13 protein-coding genes are annotated in these 16,360 nt (G+C 69.9%); 8 read left to right on the top strand and 5 right to left on the bottom strand.

The features are described from left to right. Positions 1-57 precede the first annotated feature (57 nt). Both CS0771_RS23840 and CS0771_RS23835 read right to left on the bottom strand, forming a co-directional pair. On the bottom strand, positions 58-2,481 hold the full coding sequence (locus CS0771_RS23840) for a non-reducing end alpha-L-arabinofuranosidase family hydrolase (protein WP_212843072.1): 2,424 nt from the start codon (positions 2,479-2,481) through the stop codon (positions 58-60). Between the two features lie 792 nt (positions 2,482-3,273). Next, positions 3,274-4,041: a trans-aconitate 2-methyltransferase gene (locus tag CS0771_RS23835; RefSeq protein ID WP_212843071.1), complete on the bottom strand. Its 768-nt coding sequence runs from the start codon at positions 4,039-4,041 to the stop codon at positions 3,274-3,276. A 184-nt stretch (positions 4,042-4,225) separates the two neighbouring features. On the opposite strand from CS0771_RS23835, the gene CS0771_RS23830 reads away from it, so the two are divergent. From CS0771_RS23830 to CS0771_RS23795, 8 genes are all read left to right on the top strand, one after another. Then, complete coding sequence (locus tag CS0771_RS23830) at positions 4,226-5,416, top strand: hypothetical protein (RefSeq protein ID WP_212843070.1); 1,191 nt, start codon at positions 4,226-4,228, stop codon at positions 5,414-5,416. Positions 5,417-5,450: 34 nt separating this feature from the next. Further along, entirely contained in the window at positions 5,451-5,936 is a 486-nt protein-coding gene (locus tag CS0771_RS23825; protein WP_244870989.1) for an ABC transporter ATP-binding protein, read from the top strand. A 442-nt stretch (positions 5,937-6,378) separates the two neighbouring features. Continuing rightward, on the top strand, positions 6,379-6,948 hold the full coding sequence (locus CS0771_RS23820) for a hypothetical protein (RefSeq protein WP_244870988.1): 570 nt from the start codon (positions 6,379-6,381) through the stop codon (positions 6,946-6,948). A gap of 260 nt (positions 6,949-7,208) precedes the next feature. Next, positions 7,209-8,393: an ABC transporter ATP-binding protein gene (locus CS0771_RS23815; RefSeq protein ID WP_212843068.1), complete on the top strand. Its 1,185-nt coding sequence runs from the start codon at positions 7,209-7,211 to the stop codon at positions 8,391-8,393. 165 nt (positions 8,394-8,558) lie between these two features. Further along, positions 8,559-9,569, top strand: a complete 1,011-nt coding sequence (locus tag CS0771_RS23810) for a zinc-dependent alcohol dehydrogenase (protein WP_212843067.1) — start codon at positions 8,559-8,561, stop codon at positions 9,567-9,569. Positions 9,570-9,737: 168 nt separating this feature from the next. After that, the gene (locus CS0771_RS23805) at positions 9,738-10,709 is read left to right on the top strand and encodes a nitroreductase (protein WP_371821459.1); all 972 of its coding nucleotides are present in this window, start codon (positions 9,738-9,740) and stop codon (positions 10,707-10,709) included. A 406-nt stretch (positions 10,710-11,115) separates the two neighbouring features. Next, the gene (locus CS0771_RS23800) at positions 11,116-11,535 is read left to right on the top strand and encodes a hypothetical protein (RefSeq protein ID WP_212843066.1); all 420 of its coding nucleotides are present in this window, start codon (positions 11,116-11,118) and stop codon (positions 11,533-11,535) included. Further along, positions 11,535-12,572 carry an alpha/beta hydrolase gene (locus CS0771_RS23795; RefSeq protein ID WP_212843065.1) on the top strand — a complete coding sequence of 346 codons (1,038 nt, stop codon included), beginning with the start codon at positions 11,535-11,537 and terminating at the stop codon, positions 12,570-12,572. The genes CS0771_RS23800 and CS0771_RS23795 overlap by 1 nt, the downstream gene beginning before the upstream one ends. Before the next feature lie 254 nt (positions 12,573-12,826). Here the strand turns inward: CS0771_RS23795 and CS0771_RS23790 are convergent, their stop codons facing one another. The 3 genes from CS0771_RS23790 to CS0771_RS23780 all read right to left on the bottom strand — a co-directional run bounded on the left by CS0771_RS23790 (position 12,827) and on the right by CS0771_RS23780 (position 16,211). Then, on the bottom strand, positions 12,827-14,728 hold the full coding sequence (locus tag CS0771_RS23790; RefSeq protein WP_244871404.1) for a BTAD domain-containing putative transcriptional regulator: 1,902 nt from the start codon (positions 14,726-14,728) through the stop codon (positions 12,827-12,829). Positions 14,729-14,872: 144 nt separating this feature from the next. Beyond that, the gene (locus CS0771_RS23785; protein WP_212843064.1) at positions 14,873-15,664 is read right to left on the bottom strand and encodes an SDR family NAD(P)-dependent oxidoreductase; all 792 of its coding nucleotides are present in this window, start codon (positions 15,662-15,664) and stop codon (positions 14,873-14,875) included. A 313-nt stretch (positions 15,665-15,977) separates the two neighbouring features. Further along, positions 15,978-16,211 carry a DUF202 domain-containing protein gene (locus CS0771_RS23780; protein WP_212843063.1) on the bottom strand — a complete coding sequence of 78 codons (234 nt, stop codon included), beginning with the start codon at positions 16,209-16,211 and terminating at the stop codon, positions 15,978-15,980. Between the last annotated feature and the right edge of the window lie 149 nt (positions 16,212-16,360).

Here is a 16,360-nt window from a genome sequence, read left to right as displayed (position 1 = left end):
CGCCGGACACGCCCGAGCGGTCAGCGATCGGGATCGGCCGGGGTAGGCAGTCCGTCCCTAGCGCTGCAGGGTCAGCACACCCGGCCGCCACGGCAGCAGGTTGTAGTCGCCTCCCGCGCTGGGGTTCTTGCCCTGGTACAGGAACTGCAGGTTGCACGGATCGATGGTCTTGGTCTGGTCGGGGTTGTTGCGGACCAGGTCACCATGGCTGATGTCGTTGGTCCAGGTCGCGCCGCTGTTGGCCTTGCCGGCGAACGGGTTGCTCTCCGTGGCGGCCTGCGGTGTCCACGAGCCGCTCAGGCTGCTGGAGGTGAACGAGCGGAAGTAGCGCCCCTGGCTCCCGATCGCCTCGACGATCATCAGGTACTGGTTCTGGCCCTGAACCTTGTAGACCTCGACGCCCTCGAACAGGTTGTTGGTCGAGTCAGTCATGATCGTCGTGTAGCTCGAGCCGAAGCTGCCCGGGAAGTTCCCGATCGGCATGCTGGACCGGTAGATCTTGCCGTTGTCCCCGGCGAAGAACAGGTACATGTTCTGGTCGTCGCCGATGAGGGTCTGGTCGATCACGCCGTACGGGGCGTCGGGCAGGCTGGCGGTGGACAGCGTCTGCGGCGAGGACCAGCCGTTGGCATTGGTCGGGTCGTTCGACGTCTTGTAGCTGAACGAGGTCGGCCCCCACTGGTACGCCAGCACCCAGATGTTCTTGGGGGCGAAGTAGAGCAGCGTGGGCGCCACCGTGCCCTGGCTCATGCCGTTCTGGCTGGCCGAGGCCATGTCCGACCAGTTCGTGAACAGGCCGAAGTTCATCGAGCTGTACGAACCTCCGCTGTTGACGTACGACCCGTAGACCAGGTGCTTGCCGTTGTAGACCACGTTGGTGAAGTCCTTGAGCGAGACCCACCCGTTCTGCGGGTTGGTCAGCGCGCCGGTCGAGGTCCAGCGGTACGTCGAGGGGAGCGTGCAGCCACCCGGGGGCGGCGAGGACGGCGGCGGCGCGGACGGGGACGGCGACGCGGGGCCGCCGAACTGGGTGCGCCACTGCTGGTTGGTCTGCCCGTGGCAGTCGTACAGCTGGATCTGCTGCCCGTTGGCGGTGCCCCACACGTCCAGGCACCGGCCGGACTGGACGCCGCTGATGGTGCCGTTGGCGTTGACGTTCCACTGCTGGTTGGTCTGCCCGTTGCAGTCGTAGATGATCACCGCGGTGCCGTTGGCGGTGCCCCGCCCGTTGGCGTCGAGGCACTTGCCGCCGTACACGGTCAGCTGCTTGCTGGCGGTGTACGTCCATCGCTGCTGGGTCTGCCCATTGCAGTCGTAGAGCTGCACCCGGGTGCCGTTGGTCTGCGTCGCGTTGGGCACGTCGATGCACCGGCCCGACTGCACGCCGACGATCGTGCCGGCGCCGCCCGGCGGCGGGCTGCTGCTCGGCGGGGTCGACGGGGCGACGGCGTTGAGAGCGTTGAGCACCGACGTGTAGGCGGACTTCTTGTTCCCGTTGCCGTCGAACAGCAGCGGGTTCTCGCTGGAGCGCCAGGAGTCGCTGTCGCGCACGCCCCACACGGTGATGCCGATGCAGCGCGGCACGTTCATGCACGCCTGGGTGAGCCCCGCGTACTGCGTCGTCGACGCGTTGGTCACGTCGACCTCGGTCAGCGCCACGTCCACGCCGAGCGCGGCGAAGCTGGACAGGGTGGTCTGGAAGTTGCCGGGCAGCGAGCTGCCGCCGGTGAAGTGGGTCTGCAGGCCGACGCAGTCGATGGGCACGCCCCGGGACTTGAAGTCCTGGATCATCCGGTACACGCCCTGCGTCTTGCCGTAGCTCCAGTTCTCGATGTTGTAGTCGTTGTAGCAGAGCTTGACCGACGGGTCGGCGGCACGCGCGGTGCGGAACGCCACCTCGATCCAGTCGTTGCCGGTGCCCTGCAGGTTCGACGAACGGCGGCTGCCGTCCTCGTTGAACGCCTCGTTGACCACGTCCCACGCGGCCAGCTTGCCCCGGTAGTGGGCCATCACACCGTTGATGTGATCGATCATCGCCTGGCGCAGCGTCGACCCGGACAGGCTCTGCATCCAGCCCGGCTGCTGGGCGTGCCAGGCCAGCGTGTGGCCGCGCACCTTCAACCCGCGCTGGGTCGCCCAGTTGTAGATCTGGTCACCGGAACTGAAGTTGAACTGACCCCGGTTCGGCTGGGTCGCGTCGGGCTTCATCTCGTTCTCAGCCGTGATCATGTTGAACTCACGGGCCGCGATCGTGCTGTACGTCGAGTTGCTGAGGCGGCCGGCCGCGATCGCCGTGCCGAAGTACCGGCCTGACTGTGCGGCTGCGGCACCCAGCGTGCTCTCGGCCGCTTCCGCCGACGGCATCATCACCGTGGCCGTGGCCACTGCCGCGACGCTGACCGCGCCGGCGACCAGCGCTCTGACGATGGGCGATCTCGTCCACCGGGTTCCGCCACGATGGACGGAGGGACTTGTGGCCACCTTGGCCTCCTTTTCTGGCGAGCGCCCGAGCCTTCCCTGGCGGAGCGACCGGACATCTCATCAACAGATTTATCAACGCGGATGCTGCCACCGGACCCTGTTTCAGGCAATGACTTTCGGCAAACTTCCGGAAACAAATCTTGCTCCACGGCGGTCGATACACCCTGGTAAATCAGGCTCGGGCACGTCGGCGGCACTGGCGGGTGCGACTGCCACCTGGAATGGCATCCCCGGAACTTTCGCGACTCGGCGACACCGGCCTTCATAACAGTTTTCGCGATGTCTCTCGACGGGTACATCACCGGTCCACACGACGGGCCGGACAACCCCGGCGGCGACGGCTTCATGCGGCTGGGCGCACCGTGGAGCAGGTGGACCACTGGGGCGGTGACCATCACGGAGTTCCGATCTTCGTACCCAGCCACCGCCCGCCGGGCCCGTCGGTCGCCGACTATCCGCTGGTCACGTATGTCAACGATGGGATCGTCAGCGCGATGGCACAGGCCAAGGCGGCCGCCGGCTGTTCGACGTGCTGCCGTCGCGCATCGAGCTGGAGATCGCCCGGGTGATCGACACACCGCAGGCCACGCACATCCGCTACCGCGTCCAGCGCTGACGATCCACCCCGGCACGTGTAGTCCGGTCCGGTGCCGGCGGACAGCCATCACTCCCTGTCGCGACCGGGCGGAGACGCTCGACGTGGTCCCCGCCTGGTCCCCTCGGCGCGACCCGGGCGTCTTGTGGCGGCTGCGGCTGCCCGTAGTCAAAGGCGGACATTTGATTGTCGAGGTACTACGGCTCGTAGCGCCGACGCGCCAGATGGACGATGACGTCGGCGCCGATCTCGACCACCTCAGGCAGGACCTGCATGATCCGTCTGTAAACCTGCTCCTGCTCGGAGATCGGCAGTACCAGGTACGCCGACACAGTAGAGAGGTGGCCGACGTAGTCCCGAGCACTCATCGTCAAACGCCGCTCGATCACGGACTGCTGAACATCGGCGAACCACGCGGACTGCCGGAGTTCCGTACCGGGCCACTGCATGTCGTGTTCCGGAGGCGTCCCGTCGGGAGACGGAACCTCGTCGCTCTCCAAGAACGGTGCTCTGGCCATGCGCACAGCCTCCTCCACCGCCGGTTCGGCTAAACGAATCGGTCCACCGAACGAGGCGAACACGCCGCCCGGCTCCAGCAGCGCGGCCATGCGCGACCACCGACCCTCCGGATTCGTCCAATGCAGTGCCGCTGCCGCATATACCAGCCCGTACCTCACGCCGGGTCGCAGTTCCTCGAACGCAGCCTGCACAGTCTGGACGTTTGCCGGGACGTGCTTGCGAAGCTCGGCGAGCATGTCCCCGTCAGGATCGGTCGCAGTGACGCTGACCCCCCTTTCAGCGAACAGGCGGGTCGCTTTGCCGGTCCCAGCGCCGATCTCAAGGGCGGCCTGAACCGGCCCACCTGCGTACGCCATCACCATGTCGAACAGCTCCGCGGGATACCCCGGCCGGAACCGTTCGTATGCTTCCGCCATCGCTCCGAAGCTCAGCGCACGACTAGACATGCCGGGCATCCTTGCAGGGCCGGCCCGAAACTGCTCAATCTTTTCGGGTGAACCAGCCTGAGCCGGTCCGGACGTGGCCAGCGAACCCTGACGCACCGACGCCCGCTCACCGGCACGTATGGCGAACTCGCCAATGTCATGCGCGCGCCCCTGGACCTACGCTGGCTCTGCCACCCGTACGACGGTGGAGCCGACGTCAACTTGCCCACTCGAGCAGCGCGATGAACTGAAGAGTAGCCTGACGCCGGTCGACGAGGAGCGTGCGGCGGTGTTACTGGCTACGCGGGAACTGCTGGACAGGTACCGCACCGCGCCCCATGCCGCGACGAGGCGATGGGAGTCGGCGATCGTCGACGTCATCCTCCGCCACGGGTCCTCATCCGACGCGCGGGCGCTGCTCGCGGCGTTCCTGGACGATCCCCGCGCACGCCGGCGCCTGGTGCCGGTATTCGCCCGGCACGGAGATCTGCCGACGGCCGAACGCCTGGTGGCGGTATGTGTGGACGCCGGACGCCTGCGCGAGGGGGTGCCGACCGAGGTGCTGCACGCGGTCGGCTACCTGGGCTACGAGCCCGCTGAGCGGATGCTGTGGGACCACGTCGAAGGCCCGTACGACGAGGCGATGAACGCGTGTCTGGGACTGCTGCACCTGCCGTGTCGTGATCTGCGAACCGACATCGCCCAGGCGCTGGAACGCCACTTCGGCGTGAATCTGTTCCCGGAGTTCCTGCCGGTGCTGGCGACGAAGACAGGCGACCCGTCCTGGCTGGACAAGCTCGTCACGTGGGGTGAAGGCGGGGCCTCGACAGACTGCAACGGTGGTCTCATTCTCGGCATCGCCTTGCACGGCGGCCGTGCCCGCACGGCGTTCACTCAGCTGCTGTGGAACCCGCGGTGGGAGGCCCACGGTCCAGGCACCGGCTCCGACTACTGGGCCTACGCAGGAGCCCGCGCACTGGGCCTGAGCATGGCAGAGCTGTACGCCGACCTGGTCGCCCGGCTGGAATCCGATGCCGACGTCGATGACAAGCGGCACTGCCTCAGCACGTTCACCGCGCTGCTGGGCTACTGGGCCAGCCGGCCCTGGCTCGGCCTGCGCAGCGCGCCTGATCCCGCCGAGACCTGCGATGCGCTCCTCGACCTGCTGTTCGCATGGTCCACGCCGCACCGGGACGACTCGCTGATCGGCCTGGCGGGCCAGGTCCTCGACTCCGACGACCGCGATCTCGCCCGCCTGCACGAGCTGGAGAACGAACTCCATGTCCGTGCGGTGCACGAGGTCGAGGTCCGGTCACTCATGTCTCGAGGCTGGAAGAACCGCGATCGCAACCGGCAATCGGCGAACCCCTGGCGTTCCAGGCGCGCAGCGCCGTAGTCATGCCTTTACGGAGGTCGCGGGCTCCGCTACGGTGACGGAGGTCGCCGGACAGCCGGTCAACGGCCTTTCCTCAGCTGCTGCGGCGGCCTACCGCCGCAGCATCGGCCTGGTGTTCCAGCGCTTCCACCTGCTGCCGACCCTCACCGCGCTCGACAACATCGCCGTGCCGGTCATGCCGCTGCGCACCGACTTCGACAAGCTCGCCCGCGCCCGGGAACTGCTCGACCTGGTCGGGCTCGCCGACAAGGCCACCGCGCTGCCCTCGCGACTGTCCGGTGGCCAGCAGCAGCGCGTCGCCATCGCCGGCGCACTGATCAACCGGCCCAGGCTGCTGCTCGCCGACGAGCCAACCGGCAGCCTCGACAGCCACAACGGCAGCGCCGTCATGGACCTGCTGCTGCGCCTGCGCACCGAACAGAACACCACGATCGTCGTCGCGACCCACGACACCGACATAGCCGCCCGGTGCGACCAGACCCTGCACCTCAAGGACGGCCGACTGACCAGCCTCCCCTGATACCACAATGGTCGAGCGCCGATGCCTCGGCACCGGTTGGCCGGTATCGCTTGCCGCCGGCGTGGTGCGGTCAGTGCCTGCGGAACATCACACGCCAGCCGATCCGGCAGCACCGACGTCACCGCGTCTTGGCGAATCAACAGCAGGGTGAGGCCCAGCGACCAGGCAACCCGCCAGCAGTACCGGTGAGGTCCACCCCAGGTGCGGTCCCTCGATGAGCACGCCCACGCCGGTGCACACCGCGACGGTGAGCAGTACCTGGCCGGGCAGGTCGAGCCGGCGGGCGCCACGACGAGCCGGCAGCCGCGGCGTCCGCTGGGGCCCGCAGCCCGGCGGCTGCGGGAGTCTTTGGTCCTTTCCGGACGGGACCGGCGGCACTGCCCCGCCACGGCCGGCGGCGGGATGCTCAAGGCGCCACCCCCGAAGAGAAAGGAATCCGGCGATGACCGCCCTGCTCGCCCCCCGCACCACCCCCAACGGCCACCAGCCCTTCGCGCGCCCGACCCCGCCGCCGGAGACCGGCCGCGCCCGCGCCACCCGGCTCGTCCTGGCCGGCCTGCGCATCGCGCTCGGCTGGGTCTTCCTGTGGGCGTTCCTCGACAAGCTGTTCGGCCTGGGCCACGAGACCAAGACCGAAGCCGCCTGGATCAACGGCGGCAAGCCGACCCTGGGCTTCCTCAAGTTCGGCACCGAAGGCCCGTTCGCCGGCCTCTACCAGGCCATCGCAGGCGCCACCTGGGCCGACTGGCTGTTCATGACCGGCCTGCTCGGCATCGGTGTCGCGCTGATCGCCGGCATCGGCCTCCGCGCCGCCGCCACCGCCGGAGGCCTGCTGCTGGTGCTGATGTGGACCGCGGTGCTGCCCCCGGCCAACAACCCGATCATCGACGACCACCTCGTCTACGCCGGACTGCTCGCCGTCCTGGCGCTGACCGACGCCGGCGACACCTTCGGGCTCGGCAAGGCCTGGGCCCGGACCGCGATCGTGCGGCGGATGCCCTTCCTGCGCTGACATCCCCCGCCGCCCGGGTGCGGCCGCCGACCCTCGCGGCGGCCGCACCCGGTAACGCCGCACCGCACTGCAACCGACACCACCACGGGCCCGAAGCCCCGGGCAGACCTGCGATCCGCTCGCGGCGACGTCACGTCACCCGGCGCGTACCGCGGTCACGACAACCGGAGCCAAGACCACGGGCACAGCAGCCGGCCACCGGCCCGCCGCAGGCGTGCTCAGACCGGCAATGTACCCCCTCATCCCCGGAGGTGACGACCATGGCGACCGTCTCCATCGACCACCTGACCAAGACCTTCCCCCACGCCACCCGGCCCGTCCTGGACCACGTCAGCCTGGAGGTCGCCGACGGGGAGTTCCTCGTCCTCGTCGGGCCGTCCGGCTGCGGCAAATCCACCCTGCTGCGGCTGATCGCCGGCCTCGAAGACCCCACCGACGGCACGATCAGCATCGACGGCGCCGTCGTCAACGACATCCCGCCCAAACTGCGCGACATCGCCATGGTCTTCCAGAACTACGCCCTCTACCCGCACATGACCGTCACCGAGAACCTCGGCTTCAGCCTGCGCATGTCCCGCACTCCCCACGACCTCGCCCGCGAGCAGGTCGACGAGGTCGCCCACGTGCTGGCCCTGCAGACGCTGCTCGACCGCAAACCCGCCGCGCTGTCCGGCGGGCAGCGCCAGCGGGTGGCCATGGGCCGGGCCATGGTGCGCCACCCGAAAGTGCTGCTCATGGACGAGCCGCTGTCGAACCTCGATGCCAAGCTGCGAGTGGCGATGCGCGGCGAGCTGATGCGCCTGCACCAGCGCGACGCCACCACCACCCTCTACGTCACCCACGACCAGGTCGAGGCCATGACCCTGGGCGACCGGATCGCGGTGCTGCACGACGGCCGCATCCAGCAGGTCGGCACCCCGCATGAGCTCTACCACCACCCGGTCAACGTTTTCGTCGCCGGGTTCATCGGCTCCCCGGCCATGAACCTCGCCCTCGGCCGGGTCGTGTCCGGCGAGCTGGGCCTGTCGGGCCTGCGGCTGGCCCTGGGCGAGCAGTGCTGGCCCGTACCGGAGACGCTCGCCGGCCGGCTGGACGGCGTGGACGCCACCGGCCACGACGTGGTCGTCGGGCTGCGCCCCGGTGCGCTCACCCTGGGCTCGGCCGCGCCCGGCCTTCCCCGGATAGAGGTCACGGCCGTCACCGTGGAGTCGCTGGGCGATGAGACCAACGTACTGTTCCTGCCTCCGTTCACCGTGCCTGACGTGGTCCGCGGCAGCGGCGACAGCGACATGACCGCCATGTGGACCGCACGCCTGGGCCCCGACACCGCTATCAGCGCGGGACAGACCGTCACTCTCGCCGTGGACCTGGCTCAGGCCTACGTCTTCGACGCCGCCACCGGCGCCGCGCTGCATGTCGGCACCGTGCCGCAGCCGGCCGCCTGAACGCCCCGGCCCGGTGCCGGCCACCTACCCGGCGGCCGGCACCGCCGCATCGGAGCGAGACGGGACCAACGTCCCGCCGGCGGGGACGTCCGCCTCATGACTGCAACGGCCGTGCGGAGAAGGCTCGAAGGTGAAGGCAACACCACGAAGGAAAGGAGAGCCGTCATGCGCGCCTGCGTGGTGACCGGCTTCGACGCCCCGCTGACCGTCGGCGACGTGCCGATCCCGCGGCCGGCCGACGGCCAGATCCTGGTCCGGGTCGAGGCCAGCGGGCTGTGCCACACCGACATCCACGCCGCCCGCGGCGACTGGCCGGTCAAGCCCGCGCTGCCGTTCATCCCCGGCCACGAGGGCGTCGGTATCGTCGAGCGCCTCGGCCGTGGCGTCACCGACGTCGTGGTAGGTGACCGGGTCGCCATGCCGTGGCTCGGTTACGCCTGCGGCACCTGCGAGTACTGCGTCAGCGGCCGGGAGACGCTGTGCCTGTCGCAGCGCAACACCGGCTACTCGATCGACGGCGGCCACGCCGAGTACGCCGTCGCATACGCCAGCCATGTCGTGAAGGTCCCCGACGGCGTCAGCCCGTTCGACGCCGCTCCGCTGACCTGCGCCGGAGTCACCACCTACAAGGCGATCAAGGTCGCGCAGGTGCGGCCTACGGAACGGGTGGCCGTCTTCGGCATCGGCGGGCTCGGCCACCTGGCCCAGCAGTACGCGCAGATCTTCGGCGGCGACGCCATCGCCGTCGACGTCACCGAGGACAAGCTCGCGCTGGCGCTCAAGCTCGGCGCCGCGCACACGGTCAACGCCGCCCGGACCGACCCCGTCGCCGCGATCCAGGACCTCGGCGGCGCCGACGTCGCCGTCGTGCTGGCAGCCGACCCGAAGGTGCTCGAACAGGCGCACGCCAGCCTGCGCCGCGGCGGACGGCTGGTCCTGGTGTCGCTGCCCAAGGACAACACCATGCGCCTGCCCGTGTTCGAGACGGTGCTCGGCGGCCTGACCGTCATCGGGTCGATCGTCGGCACCCGCGCCGACCTGGCCGAGGTGTTCGCCCTGCACGCCGCCGGACGCACCACGGTCCAGTACGAGATCCGCGACCTCGACGAGATCAACGACGCCGTCGACGACGTCCTGGCCGGGCGGGTCACCGCCCGCATCGTGTTCCAGGTCTGAACCGGGCACCGTGGGCGGGCCGCACAGCTGCGGCCCGCCCACGGTGCCGTATCGGGCTGCGGCACCACCGCGGCAGCCCCGAACCGCCGGTAACCCGGTAATCGGCGCAAGTCACGCCGAGACCGGGGATGATCGGGACAGACACCCGGCCTGCCGCAGGAGAGCATGATGACCGCTGCCGTGATGCTGACCCCTACCACCTTCCAGCAGGTCGTGGCGGCCGCGGTACGCGCCCCGTCGCTGCACAACAGCCAACCTTGGCGCTTTCGCATCCGCGGCGGATCGGTAGACGTCTGTGCCGATCCGGCCCGCCGGCTGCCGGTGGCCGATCCGACGGGCCGGGCCGTGCGGATCGCCTGCGGTGCCGCCGCGTTCAACGCCCGCCTGGCGCTGGCGGTCAACGGCCTGGCCGCGAACACCCACCTGCTGCCCGACCCCGCCGACCCCGAGCTGATGGCACGGCTCAGCCCGCACGCCGCCCGTCCGGCGACTGACACCGAGACGGCCCTGTACACCGCCATCGCCGAGCGCCGCAGCGTCCGGGAACCGTTCGGACCTGCTCCCGTACCGGTCCAAGCCCGGGTGCAGATAGTCCACGCCGCCCAGGCCGAAGGTGCGTGGGTGGAGCTCGTCACCGGACCGGCATCCATCGAAGTGATCTCCGAGATCGTGCGGGCGGCCCACGACGCCCTCACCGCCGACGAGGACTACCGGGCGGAGCTGCGCGCCTGGACCCGGCCCGACGACCGGTCAGACGACGGTGTACCCGCCGCGGCAGGTGGTCCGAGCCCGCAACCCGGCGACCTGCTACCCCGACGCGCCTTCGGTGACCGGCCACCCGTGCCCGGCATGGACTTCGATCCGGACCCGTTCGTCGTCGTGCTCGGCACCGCCGGCGACACCGCCGCCGAGCAGATCCAGGCCGGCCTGGCGCTGCAGCGGGTGCTGCTGACGATCACCGAGGCGGGCCTGGCCGCCTCGATGCTGTCCCAGCCCATCGAGGTCGACACCGAACGGCAGCGGCTGGCCGACGCGTTCGGCCGCGACGGCGTGCCGCAGATGGTGCTGCGGGTCGGGCAGGCCCCACCGGGGCGCTCCACCCCGCGCCGAGGCATCTCGCGGGTCGTCGACATGCGATAGGCCGGCTCGCGGTCAAGGCTTTGGTCCCGCCCGGACGATTCCACGGTGTCGACGACCACGGAGAACGAGCTGTTCGCAAGAGACTCGACTCACTACCGCCAGGCATCCTAGGAACATAGGGCTGGGGGTACGGGCGGACTTGGTGTGCAACGTCCATTCGACGATCTGTCAGAACACCAGCGCCGAACTGGTAGCCGTGCGAGCGGTCGGCTCATCTCCCGACCCGGCAGGCGGCTCTCGTCCGATGCCCTGACCCCCTCGAACTTCATTGAGCCGACATAACGTCCTGGCTCGCCCGTGAGGATGTACGCCTTCGCGCGCACCGCCGGTATGGCCACATCGGAGTCGAGGAGGTCGTCTACCGGTGCACAGCTGTCTATTGCCGACTGTCGCTAAGCTGCGCAACATGCCGTGGTGGAGATTGCCTCTGTCGGCAGAGCCGTACCGGTACGCGCTCTTTCTCGTGCTATCCGTTCCTCTCGCCGTGTGGGCCGTAGTGGACGGCGGCGAAGCGCAGCGCCTGGTCGCGACCGCCCTGTTGCGCAGGGAGCCGCGGCGGTCCAGGCTGTACGGGCTCGCCGCGGTGCCGATCGACGTGGTCGCGCTGGCCGTGACCGGGTACTGCTGGATCGGCGTGGTGGTGAACCTCGCGTACCCGACAAGACCATTGTTCGGCATGAGCGGCGAGTACCGCGACTCGTGGGGCGGCCCGACGCTCGCCGGCGCCTGGGCGGTACACGCGCTCGCCGGCATTGTCTTCCTGCTGATCGTGCCGTGGATCCTCCGCGCGTACGTGGCAGTGTGGCGCCGGGTGATGGGTGCCTGATGCCGGTCGGGTACCTGCTCACGGTGACACTCGTGTCGTGGGGCGTCACGTGTGCGCTGACCCGGTGGCGTCGACCCGGTTCGGTTTGCGCGATACCGGCCCTGCTCGTCAACGAGTTGCCCTTCATCTTCGGGTATGTCCTGATCGCTTCGACGGTGCTTGCCCTCAGCGAAGGTGACCTGGGCTCGGTGGCCGGGGCAGTCGGTGCCGGTGTCGCGCTGCTCGCGCTCGCCGGGCTGGGGGTGATCGTGGACCGGGCGACCCGCGCGCACGCGGCGCTGCACATGGACGGGCGGCCGCACCGGCCGTGGGCACGGATCCTGGCCGCACCCTTCGTCCGGGGCGCATGGAACGTGGTCCGGGTGCCCGACCGCACCTACGGCGACGGCTCGTCTCCAACGGCGCAGGCAGCCAGATCGCACCGTACGCTGGACGTGTACCACCGGCGCGACCGGCCGTCCGGCATGCCGGTCCTGCTGCTCCTACACGGTGGCGGCTTCCACTCCGGAAACAAACGGCGCGAGGCGCGGCCGCTGATCCGCTACCTCACGGCAACGTGCGGCATCGTCTGCGTCAGCGCAAACTACCGGCTGCAGCCGCAGGCGACCCTCGCCGAACAGGTGGCCGACGCCCACGCGGCAATCGCCTGGGTACGTTTGCACGCCGCCGAGTACGGCGGCAATCCGGAGGACCTGTTCATCGCGGGCAGCTCGGCCGGCGCATACCTCGCGATACGGGCGGTCGGTGAGAGCACAGACGCCATTGCGGGGCTCATCGGCCGCTACGGATACTACGGCGACCTCACGCTACGCGACGGCCCGCCGCTGCTGATCATCCATGGCCAGAACGACCTCGTGGTACCGGCGTCGCACGCGCGCGCGTTTGCCGAACGGTCACGAGCAGCGTCGCGCGCTCCAGTCCAGTACGCCGAGCTGCCCGGCGCACACCACGACTTCGACCTGTTCGAGTCAATCCGCTCAGCCGCGGTCAACCAGGCCGTCGCAGCGTTCATCGCCCAACAGATCCGGACCGTGTAGCACCGGCAACGATCCTCACACGCACGGCCACAAAGCGGGTCTACTGCCGTTCTCGTGGGTCAGGTTTCGTGATCGTCCGGGAGTGATGAGCAGAGGCCGCCGCGGCGGCGGTTAGCCATGGTGACGCCGCCGCGGTGGCGATCGGCAGACGCGCCCTCGGGCACCCGGTCCGGCGAGCGGTTCAGGGTCTGCGCCCTCGCGGCGCGAGGACTGACCCAGAGGCCTGGCCGGCTGGATTCTGATCATGGCGGGCATCAAGGTGCTGCGCGAGCTGTGAGCATCGCGGCGTCCAGCGCTGCCAGATGATCGGCGACGCGGCCGATCGTCAGGGCTCCACTGGCCGCGCCGGCCCACTCCGCCGCCGCCGGGAGCAGCGCCTGCCTGACCCGCTTCATGGTGTCCGGATCGCCGGCGGCGATGGCGGCACGGCCCAGCAGACACCACAGCGCTTCCGCGAGCGGATCCGCAGGGGGATCCGGCACGTCGGCGAGCCGGGCTGGGGGACGTACCCATGGCTCGTACGGCCCCCAGTCGTCATCGGTGGCCTCCAGCGGCTGTCCCCGGCGCAGCCGCATCCCGAGCAGCGCCAGCGGCAGCAGCCCGTCGCGCATACCCGGCATCGCGGCATCGTCCAGCCGGGCACCTGCCTGCCGGTAGAGAATCTCGGCCTGGTCGTCGCCGGCCAGGTCGGCCCGCAGCGCCCGATACCACTGGGTGAACACGGCGACCAGCGGCCGCTCATACCGGGCGGCCAGGTCGTCGGCGGCCTGCGCGTGCTGCTCGGCCCGGTCGAACGCGGCCACCGCGCAACTCGACTGCAGCCTGATCAGGTGACCGAGCACCTCCACGCTCGCCAGGTCGTGTCGGTTCGCCAGGTCGATCAGCTCGGCACCGATCCGGTCCCGGTCCGCCGATCCGCCGGTGCTCGCGAAGCTCTGCATGAACACGCCGTTCAACGCGAACGCCAGCAGCGCCGGGTCGTTGCCGGCGCGGGCGATCGCCTCGGCCTGCCGGGCACACTCCGCCGGCCGTGGATCACGGGTGCCCCGCGACTCGATCGCGATGGTGGCCAGCAGCCGGGCCCGGGCCGGGTCCCGGCCGACCGGCGGGAGGAGCGCGAGAGCCCGTTCGGCAGCGGCCACGATGCCGGCCGACAGCTGCGCGTCATCGGCACGGGGCCAGATGGCCGGCACGTCGTAGGCGCCGATCACCCGCGCGGTCAGCTCCGGATCGCCGAGCTGCTCGGCGGCCGCGACCGCTGCGGCCCGCTGCTCACGGGCCACCTCAAGACCGCCGGCGCCGGTGACCGCAAGGTTGCGCAACATGCCGACCGCCGACTCCAGCCGCATCCGGGCGCCGACGTCGACCCGTTCGTAGGCGGAGGCGACCCGGGTCAACACCTCGGCGGCCGGATCCGGCCGGCCGGGGGCCTCCAGGCCCGGCTCCTGCCGCAGGATGTCGATCTCCAGCGTGCGCAACGCCGGGCCGGGCTCCAGACCGAGGTGACCGGCGAGCAGCTCACGGGCCCGGCGCAGCATCGCGAGAGCATCACCCTGGCGACCCGACCGGTACAGCGCCAGAGCCAGCAGCGCCCACCCCTGCTCCCGCCATGGATGTGCGGTGACGTGTCCGTCCAGGTCCGCGACGGCCTGGCCGGCCTGCCCGAGGTCGAGGTGGGCTTGGGCACGCTGTTCGACGGCTTGCAGGCGCAACTCGGTCAGGCGGGACCGGTCGGCGCGCGGCCAGGCGGCGTCCGGGAAGTCCGCGTACGCGGGACCGCGCCACCAGGACAGCGCCTCGTCCAGCCGGGCCAGCGCCGTGGCCGGGTCCGCCGTGGCGGCCTCGGTCACGGCCTGCTCGAACCGCCAGGCGTCCACTTGATCGGGTGCGCACGCCAACGCGTACCCCAGGCCCTGGGTCACCAGCAGCGTGGCGGGTGCCCGCGGTGGGCGGTCCGGCTCGATGGCCTTGCGCAGCGCCGCCACGAACGTCCGCACCGCGGCCACCGCGCCCTCAGGCGGGGCAACCCACAGATCATCAACAAGATCATTCACGGGTACGGTCCGCCCACGCGCCACCAGGAGCCGACCCAGCACCGCACGGTGCATCGGACCTTTCAGCGCGACCGGTCGACGCTGCGGGTCCTCGGCGGTCATCGGGCCGAGAACGCCGAAATCGATCCGCCCGCCGTGCATGCCGCCACGCTATCGCGATTCCCCGGCTCAGACAGCCTGCAGCGTCTTGCCGACAGCCGTCCGGTCCGGCATCGCGGCGTGCGGCCTCGGGGTGTCCCGCCGGGCTTACAGCACCGTCGTCAGCACACCGCCGTCGACGCGTACCGCCGATCCGTTGATGGCGGACGCGAGCGGGCTGGCGAGGAACGTGACCGCGTTCGCGATCTCGTCAGGTTCGATGAATCGGGCGAGCAGGGTCGTCTGGTTGGCGCCGATGATCGCCGCCTTCATCTGCTCCTCGGGCAGAGACTGCGCGGCGGCCAGGGTCTTGACCGTCGCAGCGACGCCGTCGGAGTACGTCGGGCCGCCCAGCACCGAGTTGACGGTCACCGCGGTGCCCTTCGTGAGTTTCGCCAGGCCGTTGCCCACCGAGAGCATCGCCGTCTTGGACGTGCCGTAATGGATCATGTCGGCCGGGATGTCGACGCCTGACTCGCTGCTGACGAACACGATCCGGCCCCACCCTCGGTCGAGCATGGCCGGCATCAGCCGCCGTGCCAGCCGAACGCCGCTGAGCACGTTGACCTCGAAGTAGAGCCGCCAGTCGTCGTCCGAGATCTTCTCGAACGGCTTGAGTTCGAACAGCCCGACGTTGTTGATCAGGATGTCGACGCTCGGGATCTGCTCGCACAGCCGGTCGACGTCTTCGGTGACCGCGAAGTCTGCGGGCTGACCGCTGACCGATGCACCCGGCACCTCGCGCCGCAGCCTGTCGACGGCCCCGGTCAGCTTCTGCGGATCACGGCCGTTGAGGATCACGTCTGCACCCTCGGCAGCCAGCCCCTTCGCGGTCGCGTAACCGATGCCTTGGGTCGATCCGCTGATGAACGCGGTCTTGCCGGTGAGCTGCAGGTCCATTCGTCCTCCTCGTGAGCGCCGCCAGCCGGAGCCGGGGCTTCGCACCCTGCCGGAAGGTCCGGCAGCGGTCAGGTACGAGGTTGCCGCGAACGGATGAGCATTTGATGAGCAAATCGATGGAAAGGACTTTCGAGTACTCTGCGGCGCCGTTGAGGCCGGGGCGGTTGTCTGTTCGGCGGGACGCGCTGAGCCGCCGTCGTGGCGGGGTGTACAAGCCGTCCGGTTAGTGGATGTTCGACATCGCCCCGCACCCGGCTGCCGTAGCGCAGGCCCAGGTGGTGGACCTGCCCAGGTCCACCACCTCGGCGAGTCGTCAGTGCTCGGTCGCGGCGTGCAGGCGGCGCCAGTCGCGGCGCGCCAGCAGCGCCAGCAGCACCGCCGCGGCGGCGAACCCGGCCGAGACCAGCCACTCCGCCTCGCCCTCGCCGCTGTCCGGCTTGGCCTCGAAGAAGCGTTCGATCCAGTCGGGGATGAACAGCGTCAGCACGGCGAGCCCCGCGGCGACCGCGGCGAGCACACCCTCCAGCCACATGCGGATACGCGCCATCAAGGGGCTCCCTCGGGTCGGTGACAGCAGGAGCAGGGTAGCCGTCCCCCGCGACAGTGACGCTGACAAGTAGCAGACACCCGAAGGTCTATTCGGCTCTTTCCCTGCGTCGATACGTCGTCGAACATGGACGGGGCATCGGTCCGACC

It is taken from the genome of Catellatospora sp. IY07-71, assembly GCF_018326265.1.
Taxonomy (GTDB): Bacteria; Actinomycetota; Actinomycetes; order Mycobacteriales; family Micromonosporaceae; genus Catellatospora.
Note: the sequence above shows the minus strand (reverse complement) of the source record. Positions and strands in the feature narration are given on the sequence as shown.